We start from the raw sequence: 22,329 nt of genomic DNA on the forward strand, positions 1-22,329 counted from the left end.
GCAAATCTTACTCTGTAACCAGAAGTCTTCTTTTCAAATACTTTCCAGTCGTCAATTCTATTTAGAGTCTGTCTTTCTCCGAGTTAATTTGACCACTGCTTCTGTCCTAGCCGTGTGAGGAAACATATCAACAGACTGGATATAATGCAGGTCATAGACTTCAACCAAGCGGACTAAATCACGCGCCAGGGTAGATACATTGCAGGAAATGTAGACCATCTTTTCAGGAGCGTATTTAACGATGGTATCCAAGAGTTTGTCATCTAAACCTGTACGAGGCGGGTCTACAATCAAGGCATCGGCACGATAACCTTCCTTGTACCAACGAGGGATGATTTCTTCTGCAGTTCCAGCCTCATAGTGAGTATTGGTATAACCCATGCGCTGGGCATTTTCTTTGGCATCCTCAATAGCTTCTGGAATAATATCCATCCCTCTCAGACTTTTAACTTTTTTGGCAAAGGCAAAACCAATGGTTCCAACACCACAGTAGGCATCAATCAGATGGTCATTCTCATTTACGTCCAAGGCCTTAACGGCTTCACTATAGAGGATTTCAGTCTGTTCAGGATTGAGTTGGTAAAAAGCTCGTGGTGAGAGAGAAAACTCATAGTCTAATACACCCTCACGAATACTATCCTGTCCCCAAATAATCTCTGTCTTGTCCCCATAAATCTCACTAGTTTTAGCGGTATTGGTATTGGCTGCGACAGTCACTACTTCAGGATAATCCTTGACTAGGTCTTTCACAAATTGAGTCAGATTTAATTGGCGATTGGTCACAATGATAATCTGAACTTGCCCAGTTTTCCGTGCTCGGCGAACCATGATGGTCCGAACACCCAGAATTTTCCGTTCGTCCGTAATCGGAATTTGATGATAGGTCAAGAGTTCAGCAATGCGATTGGCAATCGCTTGCGTTTCCTTGTCTTGAACTAGGCAGTCCTTTAACTCGACTAGATAGTGGGAATTCTGAGCATACAAACCTGCCTTGACTTGACCTTTAAACTTTCGAGTTTGGAATTGTAGTTTAGCTCGATAATACTTTGGTTCCTGCATACCAATGGTTGGTCTAATCTCAAAATTTTCATAGCCTGCAGGTGCAAATTTCTTCAGAGCTTGATGGAGGAGATCCGTCTTGAACTCCAGCTGTTTGTCATAGTGCAGGTGCATGATTTGACAGCCTCCACACTCATTATAAATGGTACAGTCTGGAACCACTCGAAACTTAGATTTTTTATTGACCTCAAGCAGTTTAGCCTCAACGTAGTTACGCTTAACCGAAGTCACCTGACAATAGATATCTTCTCCCTTGAGGGCACCTGGAACAAAAACGAGGGTTTTCTGGAAAAAACCAATTCCTTCCCCGTTAATCCCCATGCGCTTGATTTTTAATGGAATTTTTTGTTTGACTTTTAGATTCATAAGTCTATTATACCACGTAGTTTCTCAATGGTTAAGAATATGTTACAATAAAACCATGAATACAAAGATATCTTTTTCCTCATTGGATTTTCCTGAGCAATTACGAACTTATATAGAGGGGGCCAACCTATCTGACAGCTCTTCTCATTCAGGCGCAAGAGTTCTCTATCTTGATTCAGATTACTATTTAAAAATTGATCAAAAGGGAAGATTAGAGCGAGAAGCTAGCATTGCAAGTTGGTTTGAACAAGAAGGAATAGGAACTCCAGTCATCCACTATCTATCTACAGATAAAGACTACCTCCTGACTAAAGAGGCTATTGGTCATGATGCTCTCGCTTTTTTAGACCAGCCAGAAAAAATCTGCCGAACCATGGCAGAGGCTCTTAAAAAGCTTCACAACTTAAACCCACAAAATTTTCCATCAGAAAATCATTTAAAAGCCTATAAAGAAAGAGCCTTTAAAAACTATGAAAAAGGTGAGTTCTATGCCAAGGCGCTCCTCCCCCAATTCCAGATTAACAGTCGCGAAGAGGCCTTCCAACTCATCCAAGAACAAGGGCACCTTTTAGAAACAGATGCCTTTATTCACGGTGATGCCTGTCTACCAAACTTTATTCTAAAAGATGCTGACCACTTCTCTTGTTTTATTGATCTTGGTTTGGCTGATTTTAGTGACCGGCATATCGATCTCTTTTGGGCAGTTTGGTCCCTCAATTACAACTTAAAAGATCCCAAATATGCTGAACTATTTCTCAACTATTACGGGAGAGAGCTGGTTGATAGCAACAAACTTCGACTCGTTGCTGCCTTCGAAGCATTTGGATAAGAGGTAAACCATGAAAATCACAAAACTTGAAAAGAAAAAAAGACTCTTTCTACTTGAGCTTGATAGCGACCAAACCTGCTACATTACAGAGGATACCATTGTGCGCTTTATGTTGACAAAAGGGAAAGAGATCTCAGCTGAAGAACTAACTGAGATTAAATCCTTTGCGCAATTTTCCTACAGTAAAAATCTAGCTCTTTACCACTTATCCTTCAAGGCCCGCACTGAAAAAGAAGTTCGAGATTATCTAACCAAGCATGAAATTGATGGGAAAATCATCCCCAAAGTTATCCAGTCTTTAAAAGATGATAATTGGATCAATGACCGGCAATATGCTTATGCCATCATCAATTCCAATCAGCTTTCAGGAGATAAGGGAAGCTATATGCTGATGCAGAAGATTTCTCAAAAAGGCGTTACCAAATCCATTATCCAAGAAGTCTTACAAGAATTTGATATGACGGAAGTCGCAGAACGGACAGCTGAAAAACTACTGAAAAAATACCAGGGGAAATTACCTGCCCGCGCCCTACAGGATAAGATTATCCAAAGCCTAACCAATAAAGGATTTTCCTACACAGAAGCCAAAACAGCCTTTGACCAATTGGATAGCCAGGTCGAAGAAGAAACCGTTCAGGAACTTATTTTTAAAGAGTTAGATAAGCAATACCCAAAATACTCACGAAAGTATGAAGGATACGAACTGAAACAACGTTTGACCCAAGTTTTAGCTAGAAAAGGTTATGATTTTTCGGATATAGCCAGCGCTCTCAGAGAATATCTTTAATTTTTTCATGAAAAAACTAAGAACTTTAAACAAAAATGTGATACAATAGTAAACGATAAACTTATAAATTGTAGAAAGTTGGTTAGTTATGAAACTTCCAAAAGAAGGCGACTTTATTACAATTCAAAGTTATAAGCATGATGGGAGTCTCCACCGTACTTGGCGAGACACCATGGTACTAAAAACAACAGAGAACGCTATTATCGGCGTCAACGACCACACACTTGTTACCGAAAGTGACGGTCGTCGTTGGGTGACTCGAGAACCGGCTATTGTTTACTTTCACAAGAAATATTGGTTTAATATTATCGCTATGATTCGTGAAAATGGTATCTCCTACTACTGCAATATGGCAAGTCCTTACTATCTGGATGAAGAAGCTTTAAAATACATTGACTATGATTTGGATGTTAAAGTTTTTACAGATGGTGAAAAACGCCTCTTGGACGTTGAGGAGTATGAACGACACAAGCGAAAAATGAAGTATTCTTCTGATCTAGACTATATTCTGAAAGAGCATGTTAAGATTCTTGTTGATTGGATTAACAATGAGCGAGGTCCTTTCTCAGAAGCCTATGTCAACATTTGGTACAAACGCTACGTAGAACTAAAGAATCGGTAAAGTTGTCAGAGGTCAGGATTAAAATCCTGACCTCGTTTTTTGATTTTCAACAAGCCTTTGAGTAGCGACTAATTGAACTGTTTATCAGCCTTCTAAATCCCAAAAAGCTCCTTTAAGCAAAACTTCATTTTTCATCCACAAGTTTTAAGTCTCAACTGATTTATTGAAGTCTCTCGAGTCATGGACTAGGAATTCATAGATCGGTCCATCGACTTCTCTCCATCACCTTTTCCTAGCAAAAAACCTGCCACATTGGGCAGGTTTTCGTCTAAATATCTAACTTCGTAACAGTGAACTTGATATGCGAATAGTCTTTTTCGATATCCTTATCTACCATAAAGGCAGTTGCATCCTTCTTGACCTGTACCAAGTCAATATTCTGTGCTTGAGCGGCATAGACACAGCCACAGTAGCATTGACGATAAATGTCGTACTCTTCACACATTTCTACAGAGCGTTTATAGCCTTGATTTTTCTTAAAGTCGCTCGGAAGATAATGAGTTGTGTAGATTTTCTGCACGTCGATCCCGATACTATTGATGGTTTGTGAATTTTTATGGGGACTGATGGTTAGGGCTGAGCCGAAGTAATCAAAGCCCAAATCCATAGCTACTTGAGCTGTCTTATCCAGACGATAGTCAAAACAAACCTTGCAACGATCGCCACCTTCAGGTTCTTCTTCCAAACCTCTGACCAGCTGACGGTATTCGTTGGGTTCATAGGGTGCTTCTAGATATTGAACCTTGTTGCCAGTTCGTTCATTGAAATCACTGACAAACTTTTTTGTCACATAGGCACGCTTGTGATACTCAGCTTTAGGATGGATATTTGAATTAGCAAAATAAATAGTTACATCTGCATATTTGGTCAAATACTCTAAAGTATAGGTGCTACAGGGAGCACAACAGACGTGCATGAGAATAGTTGGTCTTTCTTCATTTTTTTCCCAAACTTGAACCATCTTTTGCATGACTCGGTCATAGTTGATCTTTTGATTGGGATTCATCTTACTTAGAATTTCTTCTACATCGATCATACTCTTCTCCTTTTCCTCTTGCTATTGTACCACAGGATGACCCTTTGGGCAAATAGGTTTTCGTGCTTTACTCAGTTTTTAAGTTCTTATCTAATAGCTTGCCCATCCTTGTCAAACTGATTATTAATATAGGATAAATGAAAAGCAAGATAAGACCTAGAACTAAAAAGACCGCTACAAGACCACAACGATCAATCATCCAGCCTGTCAGTGGAAATATGACAATCATGGAAAGACTAAAGAGCATGGAATTGATACTAAGCATAGTTGCTCTAACACTGGACGGTAAATAGCCTTGTAAGTCATTGAAATAGATCGGCTGATAAACTGCATAGAGTGTATCGGTCAAAAGATATACGAGAAGAAGAGCAAAGGGAGTTCCAGAAAACACCAATAGTAAGGCCAAGCCCGTTAGTGCAACAAGAGTCGGAAAAACTCGATTGCTATTCCATTTTTTACCAATTTGACTAGCTACATAAACTGCTATAAGATTTAAGCCACTACCAATCAGCATGACCAGTGAAACCTGCCATCCTGCTAAGTCACTTATTTTCTGCTGATAATAAAAGTAAAACATACACATGAGTGTTCCGACTAGCTGATAAGTCATCATCCAGTAAAAGAGTACTGGTTTTTCATGCCATTCTTTTCGAACTTGCAGGACAATCGTTTTAAAGGTTAAGGCTTCATTTTTTTCTCTCTTAGCCATTGGTTCTTTCATCAAATAAATCAAGATTATAGAAAGAAAAGATAATCCAATAGCAATCAGATAGGTCCAAGCCAATGCTCCGTGAATAAAGAAGCCTGCCACAACTGTACCTAGGGTTCGGGTGACTTCTGCCACACCAGACAAAAAACTAGAAATCTGAAGATAGCGGTCCTTTTGACCTGCTTCAACTGTTGAATCATATAAGAAAGCGGTGCTGGTTCCCGAGTCAAAATTATAAGACCAAGCGTTGACCATCATAGCAAAAGCATAAATCCAAAAATTCCCCTGACCAAACAAAATCAAGATAGAGGACACAATACTGGCCAAGCGAGCCAAATAGAGATTGGTCTTGTAGCTAAATCGATCGGCCAACATACCAGACGGGATTTCACACAAGAGACTTGTACCGTGAAAGATACTTTCTAATAGACCGATTTGAAGTAAGGAAAGACCATTTTGAATGAAAAATAAAATCCAAAAACTGGTGATTCCAAAATAAGAAGTGAATTCCAGACCTGCTAGGAGTGGAATATTGCGTTTGTAAGTTCTTTTAAACATCGTTTTCTCTCTTTCAATATATAATATGAGTTTTTATAAAAGACTTACCTAGATTTGCCTACATTTTCTCCACCTCTTTCATTTAAAGTAATACTCAATGAAAATCAAAGAGCAAACTAGGAAGCTAGCCGCAGGCTGTACTTGAGTACGGCAAGGTGAAGCTGACGTAGTTTGAATTTGATTTTCGAAGAGTATAAAAACGCCAGACGGCGTTTTTATGGCTATTAAGGTTTGATACGGTGCAACATACGTGGGAATGGAATGGCTTCACGGATGTGTTTAGTTCCAGCTGCAAAAGTTACCATACGCTCGATACCAATACCAAATCCACCGTGTGGTACTGTACCGTATTTACGAAGGTCAAGATAGAATTCATACTCTGTACGATCCATACCAAGTTCTTCCATCTTAGCGACAAGGGCATCGTAGTCTTCCTCACGCATTGAACCACCAATGATTTCTCCGTAACCTTCTGGTGCAAGCAAGTCTGCACAAAGCACGCGCTCTGGATTTCCAAGAACTGGTTTCATGTAGAAGGCCTTAATGGCTGCTGGATAGTTCATGACAAAAGTTGGCACACCAAAGTGGTTTGAAATCCAAGTTTCATGTGGTGAACCAAAGTCATCACCATGCTCAAGATGTTCGTAGTCAGCGTCTTCATCATTCTCATGCTCTTGCAAGAGGTCAATGGCTTGATCGTAAGTGATGCGTTTGAATGGCTCTGCAATGTAGCGTTTCAAAAGCTCAGTGTCACGTTCCAATGTTTCCAAGGCTTGAGGAGCACGATCAAGAACACCTTGAAGCAATGCTTTTACATAAGCTTCTTGCAAGTCAAGTGACTCATCGTGTGTCAAGTATGAGTACTCCGCATCCATCATCCAGAATTCAGTCAAGTGACGACGAGTTTTAGATTTTTCAGCACGGAATACTGGACCAAAGTCAAAGACACGACCAAGAGCCATAGCCCCAGCTTCAAGATAAAGCTGACCAGATTGGCTCAAGTAGGCTGGTGTTCCAAAGTAGTCAGTTTCAAAAAGTTCTGTAGAATCTTCTGCTGCATTTCCTGAAAGAATTGGGCTATCAAACTTCATAAAGCCGTTCTTGTCGAAGAACTCATAAGTTGCATAGATGATAGCATTACGGATTTGCATGACAGCAACTTGCTTACGAGAACGAAGCCACAAGTGACGGTTGTCCATCAAGAAGTCTGTTCCATGTTCTTTTGGAGTGATTGGGTAATCTTGAGATTCACCGATCACTTCGATGTCTGTAATATCCAACTCGTAACCAAATTTAGAACGTTCGTCTTCTTTGACAATCCCTGTCACAAAAACAGATGTTTCTTGGCTTAGGCGTTTGATGGTGTCAAATTTTTCAAGACCTACTTCTTCTCCAAATTTTTCGATAAAGTTGGGTTTGAAAGCCACGCCTTGGAAGAAGGCAGTTCCGTCACGCAATTGCAAGAAGGCAATTTTCCCTTTTCCAGATTTGTTGGCAACCCAAGCACCGATAGTGACTTCTTGACCAACGTAATCTTTTACTTCGATAATTGTTACACGTTTTGTCATCATTTATCTTCCTTTTTTCGTTTAACTTGTCTAAAGACATTATTACCCACTATTGTACCACAAATAATGCCTGATAGCTAGCTAGTTTGATAGAAATTCATAAGTTTTTAGCTACAAAAACCTCCGCAAAGAGGACGGAGGTTTAACTTCTTATTTTTCCATAAATAGGTGCAAACGACGAATAGCTTCTTTAAGAGTTTCCAAGTCTGTCGCATAGCTGAGACGGACATTCTCTGGTGCTCCAAATCCTGCTCCTGTAATCAGGGCCAGACCAACTTCCTCAAGAATAGCCGTTGTAAAGGCTGTTACGTCGGTATAACCCTTCATTTCCATGGCTTTTTTAACATTTGGGAAGAGGTAGAAAGCACCTTGCGGTTTGACCACTTCAAAGCCAGGGACTTGACACAAGAGTGGATAGATGGTGTTTAAACGTTCCTCGAAAGCCTGACGCATGGTTTCTACAGAGTCTTGTGGACCAGTTAGCGCTTCAATTGTTGCGTATTGAGATACAGCAGTCAGGTTAGAAGTCGTTTGACCTGTTAGTTTGCTCATAGCAGCGATGATTTCTGGATCACCTACTGCATAACCCACCCGCCAACCTGTCATGGCATAAGCTTTAGATACACCATTGATGACGATGGTTTGCTTGCGAATGGCTTCTGACAGACTAGAGATTGGGACAAATTCATTTCCGTTATAGACCAAACGACCATAAATATCATCTGCTAGGATGAGAATGTCATTTTCAACAGCCCAATTTCCGATAGCCAAGAGTTCCTCACGAGAATAGATCATACCGGTAGGATTAGATGGGGAGTTCAGAACCAAGACCTTGGTCTTATCTGTGCGAGCTGCTTCTAATTGCTCCACGGTTACTTTAAAGTGATTGTCTTCCTTAGCTTGGACAAATACTGGAACACCTTCAGCCATTTTCACTTGATCCCCATAGCTAACCCAGTAAGGTGTTGGAATGATAACCTCATCTCCAGGATTAATCACAGCCATAAAGAAAGTATAAAGGGAGAACTTGGCACCGGTAGCAAATGTGACCTCATTAGCCGCTACAGAATAACCATAATAACGTTCAAAATAGGTATTGACCGCTGCTTTTAATTCAGGCAAACCTGAAGCTACCGTATAGAAAGAAGCACGTCCATCTCGAATAGCCTCAACAGCAGCATCTTGAATATTTTCAGGAGTATGAAAATCGGGCTGACCTAAAGTTAAGAAAAGAACATCTTTTCCTTCAGCCTTTAATTTCTTTGCTCTTGCATCACTAGCCAGAGTGACACTTTCTTCCATTTCTAAGACACGTTTAGATAATTTCATAGTTTCTCCTTTTCGATTAGGGCACCAGATTCAAAATCCACTAGATAGTAGTCTCCACCAGACTTGATTTCCCAGACAGGCTTATCAGCATACCGCCCAAAGGTAATCGCGTCAATATCAGTTGCTCCTTTTTCTCTGACAACTGCTTCTGCTTTTTCTTGTGAAGTGCCACTTTCTAGTTGATACACATAGATTTTTTGACTATTTTTCTCAATTAAAACAGCTACTGGTTTTTGATTCTTGTCTTGGCCAAGAACACTATAATAAGTTTCCAAACCATTGAAGAAATCAACCTGACTGACCGTTTCTAGATTCGCATACTGCTTGGCAAGCTTTTCCCCTTCTACCTTTGCTGTCTGATAAGGCTTCATGCTAAGCCACACCAAATAGAGAAAGGAAGAAGTCACAACTAGAGCCAGCAAGGTCAAGCCAATACTGTACTGAAATAATAAGGAATTTTTTTCTTTTTTCTGTCTCATTTTCACTCGTCTATTTTACCATCTATCCAAGTGAATTACAAGAGAATAAAAGAGGAGGATTTGGCTCGGAACTTCTCTTATGACAGGAATATATGACGCTTGAATCATTGATTTCACAGACTTTTCATAATCTCTACTCCTAAAAATAATCTTGACTATCATCGATTTTATTTTCTGGGCAAATTTCTTGCAAATGATTTCCTTTTGTTGTAACATTGTTTATAACAACAGAGATAACTCTGATTAAAATCTAAAGGAGACTCCCTATGTCTAAAAAAGTATTATTTATCGTTGGTTCACTTCGTGAAGGTTCTTTCAACCACCAAATGGCTCTAGAAGCTGAAAAAGCTCTTGCAGATAAAGCTGAGCTACCTTGACTACTCAGCAATCCCACTTTTTAATCAAGAACTTGAAGTTCCAACTCTTCCAGCTGTAGCAGCTGCTCGTGAAGCTGTTCTAGCTGCTGATGCTATCTGGATTTTCTCTCCAGTTTACAACTTCTCAATTCCTGGAACAGTGAAAAACTTGCTTGACTGGCTTTCACGCGCAATTGACTTGTCTGATACACGCGGAGCATCTGCTCTTCAAGATAAGATTGTAACAGTATCATCTGTAGCCAATGCAGGTCATGAACAACTCTTTGCAATCTACAAAGACCTCTTGCCATTCATCCGTACACAAGTTGTTGGTGAATTCACTGCAGCTCGTGTCAACGATTCTGCTTGGGTAGATGGCAAATTAGTCCTTGAAGACAGTGTTGCTACTTCACTAAAACAACAAGCTGAAGACTTGGTTCAAGCTATTCAATAATTGAATGAAAAAAAGATAGTAGAAAATGTTAGTTTCTACTATCTTTTTCTTAATCAACTAATTCATCAATCATACTATATTTTAGTGGTAAACTACACATCACTAAAAGGAAAATAAAGGATGATTGAAGCCAAAAGAGAGCCAAATCAAAAATTCCGTGCACAGCTACTACTGTCAAGAAAGAGAGGTAAAGTCCAAGGATAGGACGCTTACTAGGTACTTGACTCATATCAATCAACATTCGTACCGGAGTGGCAGAAGCAATCCCCAAGAGAACGGTACCAACAACTCCATAACTCAAAATCGTATCTATATAAATACTATGAGCATGTTCATGATAAGGTGCTCCAATACGAGGGAAAGAGTGCATGTAGGTTAGCGGTCCTTCACCCCAGAATGGATTTTGCTTAAACAAGGCCATTCCAGCATTCCAGATAGAAACACGCTCTTCCATAGATGAATCTAAGGTTCCCATTCGAACACCTAAATCACTAGAAAATAGAAAGGCTAAACCAACCCCAAAAACTCCTATACTAAGCCAGAAAGCACGCCAGTTCTTAATGGTTGTGAAGAGATAAATAATCGCTCCAAAGATAATGGCTGGAAAAGCTGTACGATTCTGCGTAAAGTTTAAACCGAATAAATTAGCAAAGATGGCAATCATAGAAAAGATTCGTAACCACCTTAACTTAGTTGTGCTAATCAGATAAAAACCAATCATGATACAGAAACAACAGATAATTCCATAGTAATTGGGATTAAAGAAGGCAACTTCCGCTCGATTTTGATGCCAAACCTGCATTCTTGGTGAGAGGAAAGTATAATCAAATTTCTTTACAATTTGGAAATGTTCCAAGGCTGCAAAGACTGCTGCCAAGACACTCGAGGCTAAAACTCCTTCAATCGTCAACCTGAAAAATTTAGGAGTCAATTGAGATTGGTAATAGTAAAAGAAGATTGCAAACAGAAACATTGCAACTGAGGCAACTACTCCCATCACATTTTGTGCTAGAAGAGAAATTGCAGTGCTATAGGCAATAAAAAAGAGCAAAACAGGGTGTTGAGACAAACGTTTCAAGATCCCCTTCATCTCCCCAGTATATACTAACCAAAGTAAGTAAGAGATAAAAATAATAACAAAAAGATAAAAAGGGAGAAAAATACTCAGAATAACTCCTAAAAGAAGTCCTTCTTGTTTCGATAAACTTTTTAACTTTTCAATGACACCTATTGATTTCACAACAGATCCTTTCCTTCTGAATATCACATTCAGATAAATAAGCTATTAAAACATTTTACCATTTTTCAAGCGATTTGAAAACCTCTTTACCTCTATACTCCTAACTAAAACTGGGTAAAATTTTATAGTTAGCTAAGATTACTTGAAAATCGCTATCCCTTTTTTAAAAATATGGTACAATAAATCTAATTATTCCAGAAAGGGTCTAGCATGAAATCCTACCAAGAAGTCTATAAAATACTAATTACTGAGACTGATTATCTAAGCGGAGAAAAAATAGCTGAGAGATTAAATCTATCTCGAACTTCCGTATGGAAAGCTATCCAACGTCTCCAGCAAGAGGGACTGGAGATTGACAGTGTCAAAAACCGTGGGTATAAACTTCTGGACGGAGACCTTATCTTGCCTCAGGAAATCGAAGCGAATAGTCCCATTACTGTCCAGTTTAAACCCTCAACAAAATCTACCCAAACTGATGCTAAAGAGGCTATGGAAGCTGGTGCCAAAGGGGATAAACTCTACCTTTCCACTAGCCAAACCATGGGACGCGGTCGTTTTCAACGTCCCTATTATTCTCCAGATAAGGGGGGGATTTACATGTCCCTTCACCTACAGCCTAATCTCCCTTATCAGAATCTTCCAGCCTATACACTTCTAACAGCTGGAGCTATCTACAAGGCTATCAAAAACCTTAGTTTAATCGACGTGGATATCAAGTGGGTCAATGACATTTATCTGAACCAGAAAAAAATTGCTGGTATTCTAACAGAAGCCATTACCTCTGTCGAAACTGGACTCGTTACAGATGTTATCATTGGGGTCGGGATCAACTTTTCTATCGCTGAATTTCCCAAGAATCTACAAACTAAAGCTGGAAGCTTATTTTCTCAACATACTCCCATTACTCGCAATGAATTGATTGCTGAAATTTGGAAATGTTTCTACGAAACAGAAGCCGATGAACTCCTCTATCTCTATAAAAATCGCTCAATCGTTTTAGGAAAAGAGATTTCCTTCAAGAAGGATCAAGAAATATTCACAGGAAAAGCCTGTGACATCTCTGACCAAGGACAACTGCAGATAGAATTAGCAAAGGGTGAAAAGATTTGGCTCAATAGTGGCGAAGTTTCACTGACTAAATGGTAGTTTTCCTAGATCAAAAAAATCGACCTTCAATAAGAAAGGTCGATTTTTTTAATCTGTTATTTTTTCAAACGTTCAACGTCACGCGCAATGACCAATTCTTCATCCGTTGGAATTACCAGTACACGTACACTTGCTGCATCTGTCGAAATATCTCCGGTTGCACCAAAGACATTTTTCTCTGGATCTACATCGCAACCGAACCAAGAAATCCCTGAAATAACATCTTCACGTACATTAGTAGAATTTTCACCGATACCTGCTGTGAAAATAATAGCATCTGCTCCATTTAGGACTGCAAGGTATTGACCAATATGTTTTTGGATACGGTCAACATACATTTCATAAGCCAAAGTAGCATCATGATCTCCTGCATCCATAGCAGCAATCACGTCACGCATATCACTAGATTTACCAGAAACCCCCATCAATCCTGACTCACGATTGAGGATACGACTGATGTCCTCAGGTTTGTTAAAGTCCTCTGTATATTGCATTAAATAAGGAATGATGGCTGGGTCAATATCCCCTGTACGAGTCCCCATCATTACACCACCAAGTGGAGTGAATCCCATTGAGGTATCAACAGATTTCCCACCCTTAACAGCTGTAATAGAAGCACCATTACCGATGTGACAGGTGATTAACTTCAACTCTTCAAGTGGACGCCCCAAAACCTTGGCTGCTTCTTGAGCGACATACTGATGGCTAGTTCCATGGGCTCCGTACTTACGAACCTTGTTTTCTGTGTAATATTTTGTTGGTAGAGGATAGCGATAAGCTTTCTCTGGCATTGTTGTATGGAAGGAAGTATCAAAAACAACGACACTCGTAATATCTGGCAACAATTCTTTGAAGGCACGAATACCCGCAGCATTCGCAGGATTGTGCAATGGAGCAAGAAGACCTAATTCTTCAACTTTTTCAATTACATCACCTTCCACGACTGTAGACTCTTTGAAGTACTCTCCACCTGCAACGACACGGTGTCCAACACCAGTAATTTCATCATAAGATTTAATAATATCAAAACGAATCAAGTCATCAAGCAAAATCTTAACTGCCAAAGTATGGTTGTCAATGTCAAGGACTTGTTGTTCTGAGCGACCATCGAACTTAACTGTAGAAATAGAATCTTTCAATCCAATTCGCTCAATCAACCCTTTTGCAAGCACTTTTTCTTCTGGCATTTGGTAAAGTTGCCATTTCAAGCTAGAGCTTCCAGCGTTAATTGCAATGGTTTTTGTCATAATGTTTCCCCTTTTTTAAGCGTTTTCAACTATTATATCAAAATTTATACTAGATTTCATGTTCTTGACACCAATTTTGAAAATTTTCCTTAAATTCCAACAAAATTTCAGGATCCCGAAGACTAGTAAGTGGATAAACGAATGGCTCTGTCCCTTCTCCCACCTTCTTTTGCAAAACAAAAATGGTCTTAGACTGGGCTCCTTGAGCGAATAGATCCTCTGGTAAAGCAATAATTGCCACTAGTTGAGCCTGGTCAGTGAGCCATGATTTCAAAAGTTCACTCTGAGGACTCGTCAAAAGATCTGTTGGAGCAAGGAAAATAGCATAGCCTCCCGTCTTCAGATACTTGAGAGATTGCTCCATTAATAGATGATGAGCGTAAGTATGTTCATCTTTTGCTGCCACTTGGTAACGTGAAGCGATCTGATCGTCTGGGTAGTAGCCAATCGGGAGGTCGCTCACAATAATAGCACTTTCTTTTAATACTTGTGGACGTACTGCATCTCCTTGGACAAAGCCCATTTGAAGATCCATAACTTCAGCCATGCTTGCAGCTAGATCAATCAAGAGGTCATCTAGTTCAATCCCAAGGTAATCTACCTTTTTGTTCATGGACGTTAAGAAGCTAGCACCCAGAATTCCCATCCCAGAACCCAACTCTAATAAACTTAGATTTTCAGCAGGCCACAGTTGCTCCATCAGAAAAATCATCAAGTGACCAATGGCGTCTGGTGTAAACTGGTGATTTGCTTGTAGAGGTTCTGTTTGCGCTGCCTTCATTAACAAGAATTGGTAGGTTCGTAACCACTCTTCTTTTCGAAGAGCCAATCGTTTTAATGCTTGATTATTTTTCTTGACATCTTCCAGATTTGTCTGACCATCCAGATAGATCCCATTTTGCTCAATCAAGGCATCGTAAAAATTTGTCGTCAAATCATTTTGGATGATTTGGACATTTTCTAGTAAATAGGTATATGCTTGTTCAATTTTTTCAAAATCCATACCCTTATCTTACCAAAAATAATGTCCTTTTTCCAGATTTTCATAATTGTGAAAATGAAAAAAAGAAAATCTACCTCCTCAGTAGACTTTCTCTGTTTAACATTTATTTCCAAGCGCCACTGGCATCTACATAATAGCCATCTGGCGTGCGTGTATTGCTAAGCATATTACCAGATGAAGCCAGATAGTACCACTTACCATTATCTTTAATCCAGCCTGTTGCCATTGAACCTGAGTCTTTTAGATAATACCAAGTACCACCATCATTAAGCCAGCCTGTCGCCATTGAACCTGAGTCTTTTAGATAATACCAAGTACCACCATCTTTAAGCCAGCCTGTCGCCATTGAACCTGAGTCTTTTAGGTAATACCAAGAGCCGTTATCATATAACCAATCAGCTGAAATCATAGCTCCTGATGATTTAAAGGCATACCAGCTACCACCTTGGTATAGCCATGTTTGATTAAACATAACCCCTTCATCATCCATAAAGTACCATGTTCCCTGATCCTTAATCCAAGCATCTTTAACTAGTTGTCCTTGTTTTTGATAGTACCAGTTTTGTTTAGATTTTAGCCAGCTTTCTGCTTTTACAATCGGATAAAGTATTTTGAAGGCTCCTGCTCCCCTGTAGGAATGACTAATAACTCCTGGTTTTTGAAGTTTCAATTCTTCATAGTCGTCTGCCCAAGCAAATACTTTTTGACCATTGACAGTCTCTGGTAAGGTAGCAGTGTAGGTCTTGGTTTGATAGTCCCATTTTGCATCAAGGTAGGTGTGTTGATCATTTGATTCGTCAATACGGAAGTAACCACTCTTTCCACCGTCATGATATACATCATCAACTACTTTAGTGGACCAGGTCTTTGTTTCATTTCCACTCTTGGCTTCTACTTTGATATCTCCTCTGTAGCCATAAGGTACGTAGAAATTCAGGTAACGCCCCTCTGTACCGACCATAGACTTGTCCTTTTCTTGACCTAGAAAATTGACAGTCTGATCTTGACCATTTAAAGTGACTTTCCATTCAATTTTTTCGTTTTTGGGCAAATCTAAGACTTTGATATCTACTTCATGTCCATTTTCAAATCGAAGAATTTTGCCATCTTGATATTGAACACCACCCTTAATGACCCACTCTTCTTCAAGCTCGAAGGCCTTTCCTGAATGAGGAAAAGCTAGTAAAGCTAAACCTGCTAAAGACAAACTAAATAGTGTGATTTTTTTCATGAGATTCCCTCCTGTTTTTATCCATGTTAATTATATCACTATGTTATTTTTTTGCAAGAGATATCCTAAATGTATATAGGAAGAACCTCTGAGATGACTCTCAAAGGTTTAATCATGACTATTTACTATTTTCGACAGCTGCTGTTACAAAAGCAGTGTAGAGTTCTTCTGGGCGGTTTGGACGACTTGAAAGCTCTGGGTGGTACTGACAAGCCACAAAGAATTTGTTTTCTGGAATTTCAACAATTTCGACCAAGCGATTGTCTGGTGAAACGCCTGAAAAGACAAAACCTGCTCCTTCAAACTGTTCACGGAAGGCATTGTTAAACTCATAACGGTGACGGTGACGGCGTTGCACCACCTCTTTGTTATGATAAGCTGCCGCTGCCTTAGAACCACGTTTTAGCTTAGAAGGATAAAGTCCCAAACGAAGGGTACCACCCATGTCCTCAACATCAATCTGATCACGCATGATATCGATGATAGGGTATTTGGTATCAGGATTTAGCTCTGCTGAATTAGCTCCTTCAAGACCTAAGACATTACGGGCAAATTCGATACAGGTCAACTGCATACCCAAGCAGACTCCCAGCATTGGTACATCATTTTCACGCGCATAGCGAATCGCTTCAATCTTGCCTTCTGTTCCACGTTGACCAAAACCACCTGGCACGATGATTCCGTCAGCATCAGATAGGAGTTCTGCCACATTGTCAGCTGTCACATCGTTAGCATTGACCCAATCAATCTTGACTTCTGCATCATTGGCATAACCAGAGTGTTTCAAGGCCTCTACGACAGAAATGTAGGCATCTTGCAACTCGACATACTTACCGACAAGAGCAATTTTAACTTGTTTTTTGAGACTCATAACCTTATCAACCATAGCAGACCACTCTGTCATATCTGCTGCCGGTGCATCAATCTTCAAATGGTCACAAACGATTTGGTCCATGCCTTGAGCTTGCAGATTAAGCGGAATTTGGTAAAGATGATCTACGTCTAAGGACTCGATAACAGCTTCTGGCGCCACATCACAGAACTGGGCTAGTTTGTTTTTAATCCCTTGTCCTGCTGGTTTTTCTGTACGAATGACTAACATATTTGGCTGGATTCCCAAACCACGCAATTCTTTTACAGAGTGTTGAGTCGGCTTGGTCTTCATTTCTCCAGCTGCCTTGAGGTAAGGAAGCAAGGTTGTATGGATATACATGACATTTTCTGCTCCGACATCAGACTTCATCTGACGGAGCGCCTCTAAGAATGGAAGGGATTCAATATCGCCGACTGTCCCCCCAACCTCTGTAATAATAACATCAGAGTCCGTCGTTAGAGCAGCACGTTTGATTTTTTCTTTCAAAGCATCTGTAATATGAGGAATAACTTGGACAGTTGCACCAAGGTACTCTCCACGACGTTCTTTACGCAGAACTTCGCTGTAGATTTTACCAGTTGTCACATTTGAGTATTTATTGAGATTGATATCAATAAAACGTTCATAGTGACCCAAGTCCAAATCTGTCTCAGCCCCATCATCTGTTACAAAGACTTCCCCGTGCTGGTAAGGGCTCATGGTCCCTGGATCGATATTGATATAAGGGTCAAATTTTTGGATGGTTACCTTCAAACCACGATTTTTCAAGAGCCGTCCTAGACTCGCTGCAACGATCCCTTTTCCAATAGACGACACCACACCACCAGTGACAAAAATATATTTCGTAGACATAGATTCCTCTTTCTAAAATGCTCAAGGTCTTGTTCACTAACAGGGGATTGAGAAAACAAGACCTTCATCAATAACTACACCCCAAGAAGCAAAGCTTCCTGGAAAAACAAAAATAGCTCCCTAATAACTAGGGAGCTCCGACCTCTAAAAGAGGTGCCCGAACAATATATTACCTCAAAATGAACCATTTGTCAAATAGAACAAATCGTTGACTTGGCGCATTCCAGCTTACAAAACTAACTCAGACTAATACAAAAAAAGCTGGACTAGGAAATCGAGACTTGATAGACCGATTCCAGCTCCAACTCCTTTTTATTTTTATTCTTCCTCTTCTTCAGAGTCTTCGTCGTCTTCTTCATTAAGATCGACTTCTTCATCTAGATCATCTGGGGCGATTTCATTGATTTCAGCATCGTAGGCTTCCACTTCATTCTTCTCATCATCTGGATTTTCATCATCATAAGAAAGAGCTGGATCTTCTTCGTAGGCGTCTTCATCCTCTGGATCATCTGCACTGTAATCAATAGCATCTGTATCACCATCCATAAAGGCGTTGACACGTTTTTTCTTAGCCTTAGGTGCTACTTCTTCATCATCACTTTCTTCAAGAGCAATGATTTCCTCATCGATTTCATCCACTCCATACCAGGAACGAAGGCCCCATTTGTTATCTCCAAGAGAGATAAAGCTACCGTCAAAGTTCAATTCTGTATAGAACAAAGGCAAAGCTTCACGAATATCGCTATTAGAGGTACCGAGATAGTTTTGGATTTCATTAACCAAATCACTAAAATGCATTTCGTGATCACGACCACGGAGTTCCAAGATGGCACGAGCCACCTCAATCATAGATAGTTCACTTTTTTCTTGCCCAGCAAATACTTCTAATTCCAAAGCGTTTCTCCTCATTTTTTACTACTAACGTCAGAGTGGATAAACTCTAATCTCATTTTATCATGTACTCTTTATTGTACGATAATTTTGCCTAATAGTCAAAGGTTTAGGAGAAATAAATGTGAAATATTTCAGCTAATTAATACTCAATGAAAATCAAAGAGCAAACTAGGAAACTAGCCACAGGCTGCTCAAAACACTGTTTTGAGGTTGCAGATGGATGCTGACGTGGTTTGAAGAGATTTTCGAAGAGTATAAAAGACCTGGGAGATACACTCACAGGTCCGATACTTTATTTATAACTTAAAGCTCGTTTAAAGGTTTTCCAGATCCCCAAATCATCTGTTTGAAGGACCAAACTAGCATACATGCGTCCGATAAAGATGGTTGCAGTCACCGCAAAAGCAATCGTAATCATAAGTGAAATCCAAGCTTCCAAACCATTTGCATAGCCATTGATAGCTCTAAAAGGCATAAAGAAGGTCGAAATGAAAGGAATATAAGAACCGATTTTCAAAATCAAATTGTCTCCTGCAGCTCCTAGTGCAGTAACGCCAACAAAACCAGCTATTATTAAAATCATCAACGGAGACAAGGCCTTTCCTGCATCTTCGGGACGAGAAACCATGGAACCTAAGAAGGCTGCCAAGACTACATACATGAAGAGACTGACTAAGATAAATAATAAGGTGTTAAGCGAGAAGGCCTCTCCCAAGTGATTTAGAATACCTGAATTAGCCAAGATAGGCATATCCTTAAAGAATAAGATAGCTCCAAGACCACCAACGACATAAATACCAATATGAGTCAAAATCACAAGAAGTAAGGCAATCATGCGTGCGTAGAAATAATGGCTAGCACGAATGCTTGAGAAGACCACTTCCATGATTTTGGTTCCTTTCTCGCTGGCTACTTCTTGAGCAGTGACACTAGCGTAAGTAATCAAAATCATATAGAGGAAGAAACCCAGTCCTGCAGCCGCAAAGGTTTGAACCAACTTTTTATTTTCCTTGGCTTCATCAATCTGTTCTGTAAATTGAACCGTTTGAGCCAAGCGTTTTTCCTGTTCCTGAGACAAATTTGCTTCTGAACGGTTGAGTTGGGATTGGAGTTCATTCAACTTAGCGGTCACTGCTAACTTAATGCCACTCTCTAGTGAAGTTTCACCATGATAGACTGCCTTGAGGACACTGTTCTCCTGGTCAATAGTTAGATAGCCTTTTATTTTTTCATCCTTGATGGCTTCTTGGGCACTCGCTTCATCCTTATAGTCAAAGTTAAGACCATTGGTCGATTTAAGTTCTTCTGTAACAAGAGGAACAGAGCTAACTACTGCTACCTTGCTATTTTGAGCCAAGGAAGAACCTTGGAGAACACCAATTCCTCCAGATAGACCTAAAAAGAGGAAAGGCGAAATCACCATAAAGAAGAAACTCCACGACTTGACATGTCTTAGATAGGTTTCTTTGATTACAACCCACATATTTCTCATACTTCCACCCCTGATTCTAATTTAAAGATTTCATCGATTGTTGGAGCTTGTTGGTCAAAAGTCGCGATATATTGACCTTGAGTCAAGATTGGGAAGAGTTCTCTACCTGCACTTTCATCATCTAAAATCAACTTCCAACTACCTTGCTTGGTCAAGCTAACCTGTTTAACATGAGGAAGACTCTCCAGTTCTTCCTTGCTTCGTTCACTTGAAACAAAAAGTCGTGTTTTCCCGTATTGATTGCGAACCTCTTGAACCGGTCCATGCAAGACGACACGCCCATCACGAATCATCAGGATATCATCACAAAGTTCTTCGACATTGGTCATGACATGGTCAGAAAAGATAATAGTCGCGCCACGTTCTTTTTCTTTCAAGATAACCCGCTTAAGGAGTTCGGTATTGACTGGATCCAAGCCACTAAAAGGCTCATCTAGGATAATCAAGTCTGGCTCATGAATCAGAGTAATGATCAGTTGAATTTTCTGTTGATTTCCTTTTGAGAGACTCTTAATCTTGTCCGTCAGTTTTCCCTTGACTTCCAGTTTTTCCATCCATTGAGGGAGTTTTTCTTTGATTTCCTTGGTGTCCATGCCTTTTAGGGTTGCCAAGTAACGAACTTGTTCAAGGACTGTCAATTTAGGCATAAGACTACGTTCTTCAGGGAGATAACCAATGCGAGCATAGGTCTCCTGACGAATATCTTGACCATCAAGCTCAATCTCCCCTTGATAGTCTAAAAATTTCAAAATACTGTGAAAAATAGTTGTTTTCCCAGCTCCATTTTTCCCAACCAGCCCCAAAATACGCCCTGGTCGTGCTTGAAAGTCAACACCAAACAAAACTTGCTTAGGTCCAAAACTTTTCTCTAGATTTCTTACTTCGAGCATCATCCACCTCCGAAATTTATTGCACTCATTATACTCCTTTTTGACAGCCTTTACAATGATTTATCTACATTTTTAAATCTTGATTTCAAGAAGGACATTTTCTGGATAGGAACTTTATTAGCTTATCACCAAGCATTTTAATCCTCCAGATTTTAAGTGATAAATTTATTATACTCATTTCTTGATAAATCCGTTGGCTATGTCCTCAAATGTTCATTTTCAGTCCTGAATTGTTACTAGCAATCTTCATCATCCTGCCTAGCTTATCGTGCTATTTTATGGTATATTTTTGATAGACTATAGATTATCATCGGCAAGGAATCTGATATGAAAAAAAGACTTAAACTCGAACCAAACAACAATAACTTAATCATTTGGGAAACTGAACAGCCAAAAGCCGTTCTTCAGCTCGTACATGGAATGGTAGAGTACGTGGAACGATATGAAGAATTTGCTCTAGCCATGAATAAAGAAGGCTTTACGGTTATCGGCCATGATCATCTCGGCCATGGTCATACTGCTCAAAATCCAAGTCAACTCGGAGTCTTTCCTGAATCTCCCGAGGAACTCATCGATGATATTGAAAGAGTGACCTCTTTTATTCAAGAAAGCTATCCAAAACTTCCAATCGTCCTTCTAGGGCATTCTATGGGTTCTCTTATGTGTCGCTATTATGTAGCTAAACGAAAACCACCTATCAATGCCTTGATTATCATGGCTACTGGTCAACAACCTCAGTTTCTAACTCGATTTGCTCTCATCCTAACAGAATGCATCCGACTTATAAAAGGGAATAAACACCGTAGTAAAATCCTGACCTATCTATCAACTGATAGTTTTAATCGAAGTATTAAGAATTCGAAAACATCTGTAGATTGGCTCTCGAAAAATGAAGAATCTAACCAAGCTTATCTGAAGGATCCATTCTGTCAATTCATCCCTACTATTCCCATGTACAGATCCATTTTTTACTTCTCTAATCAAGTAGCTAGTAAGCAGGTAATCGATGAGATTCCAGCTCAACTCCCCATTCTCGTTATTTCAGGACAAGAAGACCCTCTGGGAGAAAATGGTAAAGGTATAGAAAGATTTGTAAAACTCCTAAAGGCTTCACATTCGAAAGTAAGCGTCCGAGTAGTTGAAGAGGCTCGTCACGAAATTCTGAACGAAATCAATCGACAAGATACTTACCACTTCTTAGCTGATTGGATGACCAAAAATATGGATGGCTAACCTAGATATAGCAGTATTACATAGAACTTATTCCCCAAGTTGATTACATCATCAGGCTAAAGCTTGATGATTTTT

19 protein-coding genes and 1 pseudogene are annotated in these 22,329 nt (G+C 39.7%); 6 read left to right on the top strand and 14 right to left on the bottom strand.

Going from position 1 to position 22,329, the window contains the following annotated elements:
- Positions 1 to 57: 57 nt before the first annotated feature.
- Complete coding sequence (gene rlmD, locus AC3E7H_RS04515) at positions 58 to 1,425, bottom strand: 23S rRNA (uracil(1939)-C(5))-methyltransferase RlmD (RefSeq protein WP_490676178.1); 1,368 nt, start codon at positions 1,423 to 1,425, stop codon at positions 58 to 60.
- Positions 1,426 to 1,480: 55 nt separating this feature from the next.
- Between rlmD and AC3E7H_RS04520 the strand changes: the two genes are divergently transcribed.
- The 3 genes from AC3E7H_RS04520 (at position 1,481) to ntdP (ending at position 3,663) form a co-directional block, all read left to right on the top strand.
- On the top strand, positions 1,481 to 2,254 hold the full coding sequence (locus AC3E7H_RS04520; RefSeq protein ID WP_001092976.1) for an aminoglycoside 3'-phosphotransferase: 774 nt from the start codon (positions 1,481 to 1,483) through the stop codon (positions 2,252 to 2,254).
- A gap of 10 nt (positions 2,255 to 2,264) precedes the next feature.
- The gene (gene recX, locus AC3E7H_RS04525; protein WP_000705056.1) at positions 2,265 to 3,041 is read left to right on the top strand and encodes a recombination regulator RecX; all 777 of its coding nucleotides are present in this window, start codon (positions 2,265 to 2,267) and stop codon (positions 3,039 to 3,041) included.
- A gap of 88 nt (positions 3,042 to 3,129) precedes the next feature.
- A complete protein-coding gene (ntdP, locus tag AC3E7H_RS04530; RefSeq protein ID WP_000775325.1) occupies positions 3,130 to 3,663 on the top strand; it encodes a nucleoside tri-diphosphate phosphatase in 534 nt (177 codons plus the stop codon).
- 268 nt (positions 3,664 to 3,931) lie between these two features.
- Here ntdP and AC3E7H_RS04535 read toward each other — a convergent pair whose 3' ends face one another.
- The 5 genes from AC3E7H_RS04535 to AC3E7H_RS04555 form a co-directional block, all read right to left on the bottom strand.
- A complete protein-coding gene (locus AC3E7H_RS04535) occupies positions 3,932 to 4,699 on the bottom strand; it encodes an epoxyqueuosine reductase QueH (protein ID WP_000567559.1) in 768 nt (255 codons plus the stop codon).
- Between the two features lie 67 nt (positions 4,700 to 4,766).
- Positions 4,767 to 5,966 carry an MFS transporter gene (locus AC3E7H_RS04540; RefSeq protein ID WP_075228091.1) on the bottom strand — a complete coding sequence of 400 codons (1,200 nt, stop codon included), beginning with the start codon at positions 5,964 to 5,966 and terminating at the stop codon, positions 4,767 to 4,769.
- A gap of 224 nt (positions 5,967 to 6,190) precedes the next feature.
- Positions 6,191 to 7,534 (bottom strand): asparagine--tRNA ligase, encoded by a 1,344-nt coding sequence (gene asnS, locus AC3E7H_RS04545; protein WP_148131251.1) that lies wholly within the window; start codon positions 7,532 to 7,534, stop codon positions 6,191 to 6,193.
- Positions 7,535 to 7,684: 150 nt separating this feature from the next.
- Positions 7,685 to 8,863: a pyridoxal phosphate-dependent aminotransferase gene (locus tag AC3E7H_RS04550; protein ID WP_075228093.1), complete on the bottom strand. Its 1,179-nt coding sequence runs from the start codon at positions 8,861 to 8,863 to the stop codon at positions 7,685 to 7,687.
- A complete protein-coding gene (locus AC3E7H_RS04555; RefSeq protein ID WP_414257915.1) occupies positions 8,860 to 9,348 on the bottom strand; it encodes a cell wall elongation regulator TseB-like domain-containing protein in 489 nt (162 codons plus the stop codon). The genes AC3E7H_RS04550 and AC3E7H_RS04555 overlap by 4 nt, the downstream gene beginning before the upstream one ends.
- Positions 9,349 to 9,608: 260 nt before the next feature.
- Between AC3E7H_RS04555 and AC3E7H_RS04560 the strand changes: the two are divergent.
- Positions 9,609 to 10,152, top strand: a pseudogene (locus tag AC3E7H_RS04560) (NADPH-dependent FMN reductase).
- A 49-nt stretch (positions 10,153 to 10,201) separates the two neighbouring features.
- Here the strand turns inward: AC3E7H_RS04560 and AC3E7H_RS04565 are convergent.
- Positions 10,202 to 11,392 (bottom strand): O-antigen ligase family protein, encoded by a 1,191-nt coding sequence (locus AC3E7H_RS04565; RefSeq protein WP_490676179.1) that lies wholly within the window; start codon positions 11,390 to 11,392, stop codon positions 10,202 to 10,204.
- A gap of 210 nt (positions 11,393 to 11,602) precedes the next feature.
- Here AC3E7H_RS04565 and birA point away from each other — a divergent pair, with 210 nt between their 5' ends.
- The gene (gene birA, locus AC3E7H_RS04570) at positions 11,603 to 12,538 is read left to right on the top strand and encodes a bifunctional biotin--[acetyl-CoA-carboxylase] ligase/biotin operon repressor BirA (protein ID WP_000844524.1); all 936 of its coding nucleotides are present in this window, start codon (positions 11,603 to 11,605) and stop codon (positions 12,536 to 12,538) included.
- Positions 12,539 to 12,594: 56 nt separating this feature from the next.
- On the opposite strand, the gene AC3E7H_RS04575 is transcribed toward birA, so the two are convergent.
- The 7 genes from AC3E7H_RS04575 to AC3E7H_RS04605 form a co-directional block, all read right to left on the bottom strand.
- Entirely contained in the window at positions 12,595 to 13,785 is a 1,191-nt protein-coding gene (locus AC3E7H_RS04575; protein WP_000167796.1) for an acetate kinase, read from the bottom strand.
- 49 nt (positions 13,786 to 13,834) lie between these two features.
- The gene (locus AC3E7H_RS04580; protein ID WP_000345090.1) at positions 13,835 to 14,788 is read right to left on the bottom strand and encodes a class I SAM-dependent methyltransferase; all 954 of its coding nucleotides are present in this window, start codon (positions 14,786 to 14,788) and stop codon (positions 13,835 to 13,837) included.
- Positions 14,789 to 14,891: 103 nt separating this feature from the next.
- Positions 14,892 to 16,019, bottom strand: coding sequence for an N-acetylmuramoyl-L-alanine amidase family protein (locus tag AC3E7H_RS04585; protein WP_490676180.1), 1,128 nt, complete (start codon positions 16,017 to 16,019; stop codon positions 14,892 to 14,894).
- A gap of 118 nt (positions 16,020 to 16,137) precedes the next feature.
- A complete protein-coding gene (gene pyrG, locus AC3E7H_RS04590; RefSeq protein WP_490676181.1) occupies positions 16,138 to 17,745 on the bottom strand; it encodes a CTP synthase in 1,608 nt (535 codons plus the stop codon).
- 318 nt (positions 17,746 to 18,063) lie between these two features.
- Complete coding sequence (gene rpoE / locus AC3E7H_RS04595; RefSeq protein ID WP_049502915.1) at positions 18,064 to 18,639, bottom strand: DNA-directed RNA polymerase subunit delta; 576 nt, start codon at positions 18,637 to 18,639, stop codon at positions 18,064 to 18,066.
- Positions 18,640 to 18,931: 292 nt separating this feature from the next.
- Positions 18,932 to 20,131 carry an ABC transporter permease gene (locus AC3E7H_RS04600; RefSeq protein ID WP_414289846.1) on the bottom strand — a complete coding sequence of 400 codons (1,200 nt, stop codon included), beginning with the start codon at positions 20,129 to 20,131 and terminating at the stop codon, positions 18,932 to 18,934.
- Entirely contained in the window at positions 20,128 to 21,021 is an 894-nt protein-coding gene (locus AC3E7H_RS04605; protein ID WP_006147212.1) for an ABC transporter ATP-binding protein, read from the bottom strand. The genes AC3E7H_RS04600 and AC3E7H_RS04605 overlap by 4 nt, the downstream gene beginning before the upstream one ends.
- Before the next feature lie 327 nt (positions 21,022 to 21,348).
- Here AC3E7H_RS04605 and AC3E7H_RS04610 point away from each other — a divergent pair, with 327 nt between their 5' ends.
- Positions 21,349 to 22,254, top strand: coding sequence for an alpha/beta fold hydrolase (locus AC3E7H_RS04610; RefSeq protein WP_490676182.1), 906 nt, complete (start codon positions 21,349 to 21,351; stop codon positions 22,252 to 22,254).
- Positions 22,255 to 22,329: the final 75 nt, after the last annotated feature.

Source organism: Streptococcus sp. SCPM-O-B-15304 (M98) (genome assembly GCF_058200215.1).

Excerpts from the sequence above, each read along its gene's own strand:
- birA (WP_000844524.1), top strand. The coding sequence starts at position 11,603 with ATGAAATCCTACCAAGAAGTCTATAAAATACTAATTACTGAGACTGAT.
- AC3E7H_RS04585 (WP_490676180.1), bottom strand. The coding sequence starts at position 16,019 with ATGAAAAAAATCACACTATTTAGTTTGTCTTTAGCAGGTTTAGCTTTA.
- ntdP (WP_000775325.1), top strand. The coding sequence starts at position 3,130 with ATGAAACTTCCAAAAGAAGGCGACTTTATTACAATTCAAAGTTATAAG.
- AC3E7H_RS04535 (WP_000567559.1), bottom strand. The coding sequence starts at position 4,699 with ATGATCGATGTAGAAGAAATTCTAAGTAAGATGAATCCCAATCAAAAG.
- AC3E7H_RS04610 (WP_490676182.1), top strand. The coding sequence starts at position 21,349 with ATGAAAAAAAGACTTAAACTCGAACCAAACAACAATAACTTAATCATT.
- pyrG (WP_490676181.1), bottom strand. The coding sequence starts at position 17,745 with ATGTCTACGAAATATATTTTTGTCACTGGTGGTGTGGTGTCGTCTATT.
- AC3E7H_RS04600 (WP_414289846.1), bottom strand. The coding sequence starts at position 20,131 with ATGAGAAATATGTGGGTTGTAATCAAAGAAACCTATCTAAGACATGTC.
- AC3E7H_RS04540 (WP_075228091.1), bottom strand. The coding sequence starts at position 5,966 with ATGTTTAAAAGAACTTACAAACGCAATATTCCACTCCTAGCAGGTCTG.
- AC3E7H_RS04550 (WP_075228093.1), bottom strand. The coding sequence starts at position 8,863 with ATGAAATTATCTAAACGTGTCTTAGAAATGGAAGAAAGTGTCACTCTG.
- AC3E7H_RS04520 (WP_001092976.1), top strand. The coding sequence starts at position 1,481 with ATGAATACAAAGATATCTTTTTCCTCATTGGATTTTCCTGAGCAATTA.
- AC3E7H_RS04605 (WP_006147212.1), bottom strand. The coding sequence starts at position 21,021 with ATGCTCGAAGTAAGAAATCTAGAGAAAAGTTTTGGACCTAAGCAAGTT.
- rlmD (WP_490676178.1), bottom strand. The coding sequence starts at position 1,425 with ATGAATCTAAAAGTCAAACAAAAAATTCCATTAAAAATCAAGCGCATG.
- recX (WP_000705056.1), top strand. The coding sequence starts at position 2,265 with ATGAAAATCACAAAACTTGAAAAGAAAAAAAGACTCTTTCTACTTGAG.
- AC3E7H_RS04575 (WP_000167796.1), bottom strand. The coding sequence starts at position 13,785 with ATGACAAAAACCATTGCAATTAACGCTGGAAGCTCTAGCTTGAAATGG.
- AC3E7H_RS04580 (WP_000345090.1), bottom strand. The coding sequence starts at position 14,788 with ATGGATTTTGAAAAAATTGAACAAGCATATACCTATTTACTAGAAAAT.
- asnS (WP_148131251.1), bottom strand. The coding sequence starts at position 7,534 with ATGACAAAACGTGTAACAATTATCGAAGTAAAAGATTACGTTGGTCAA.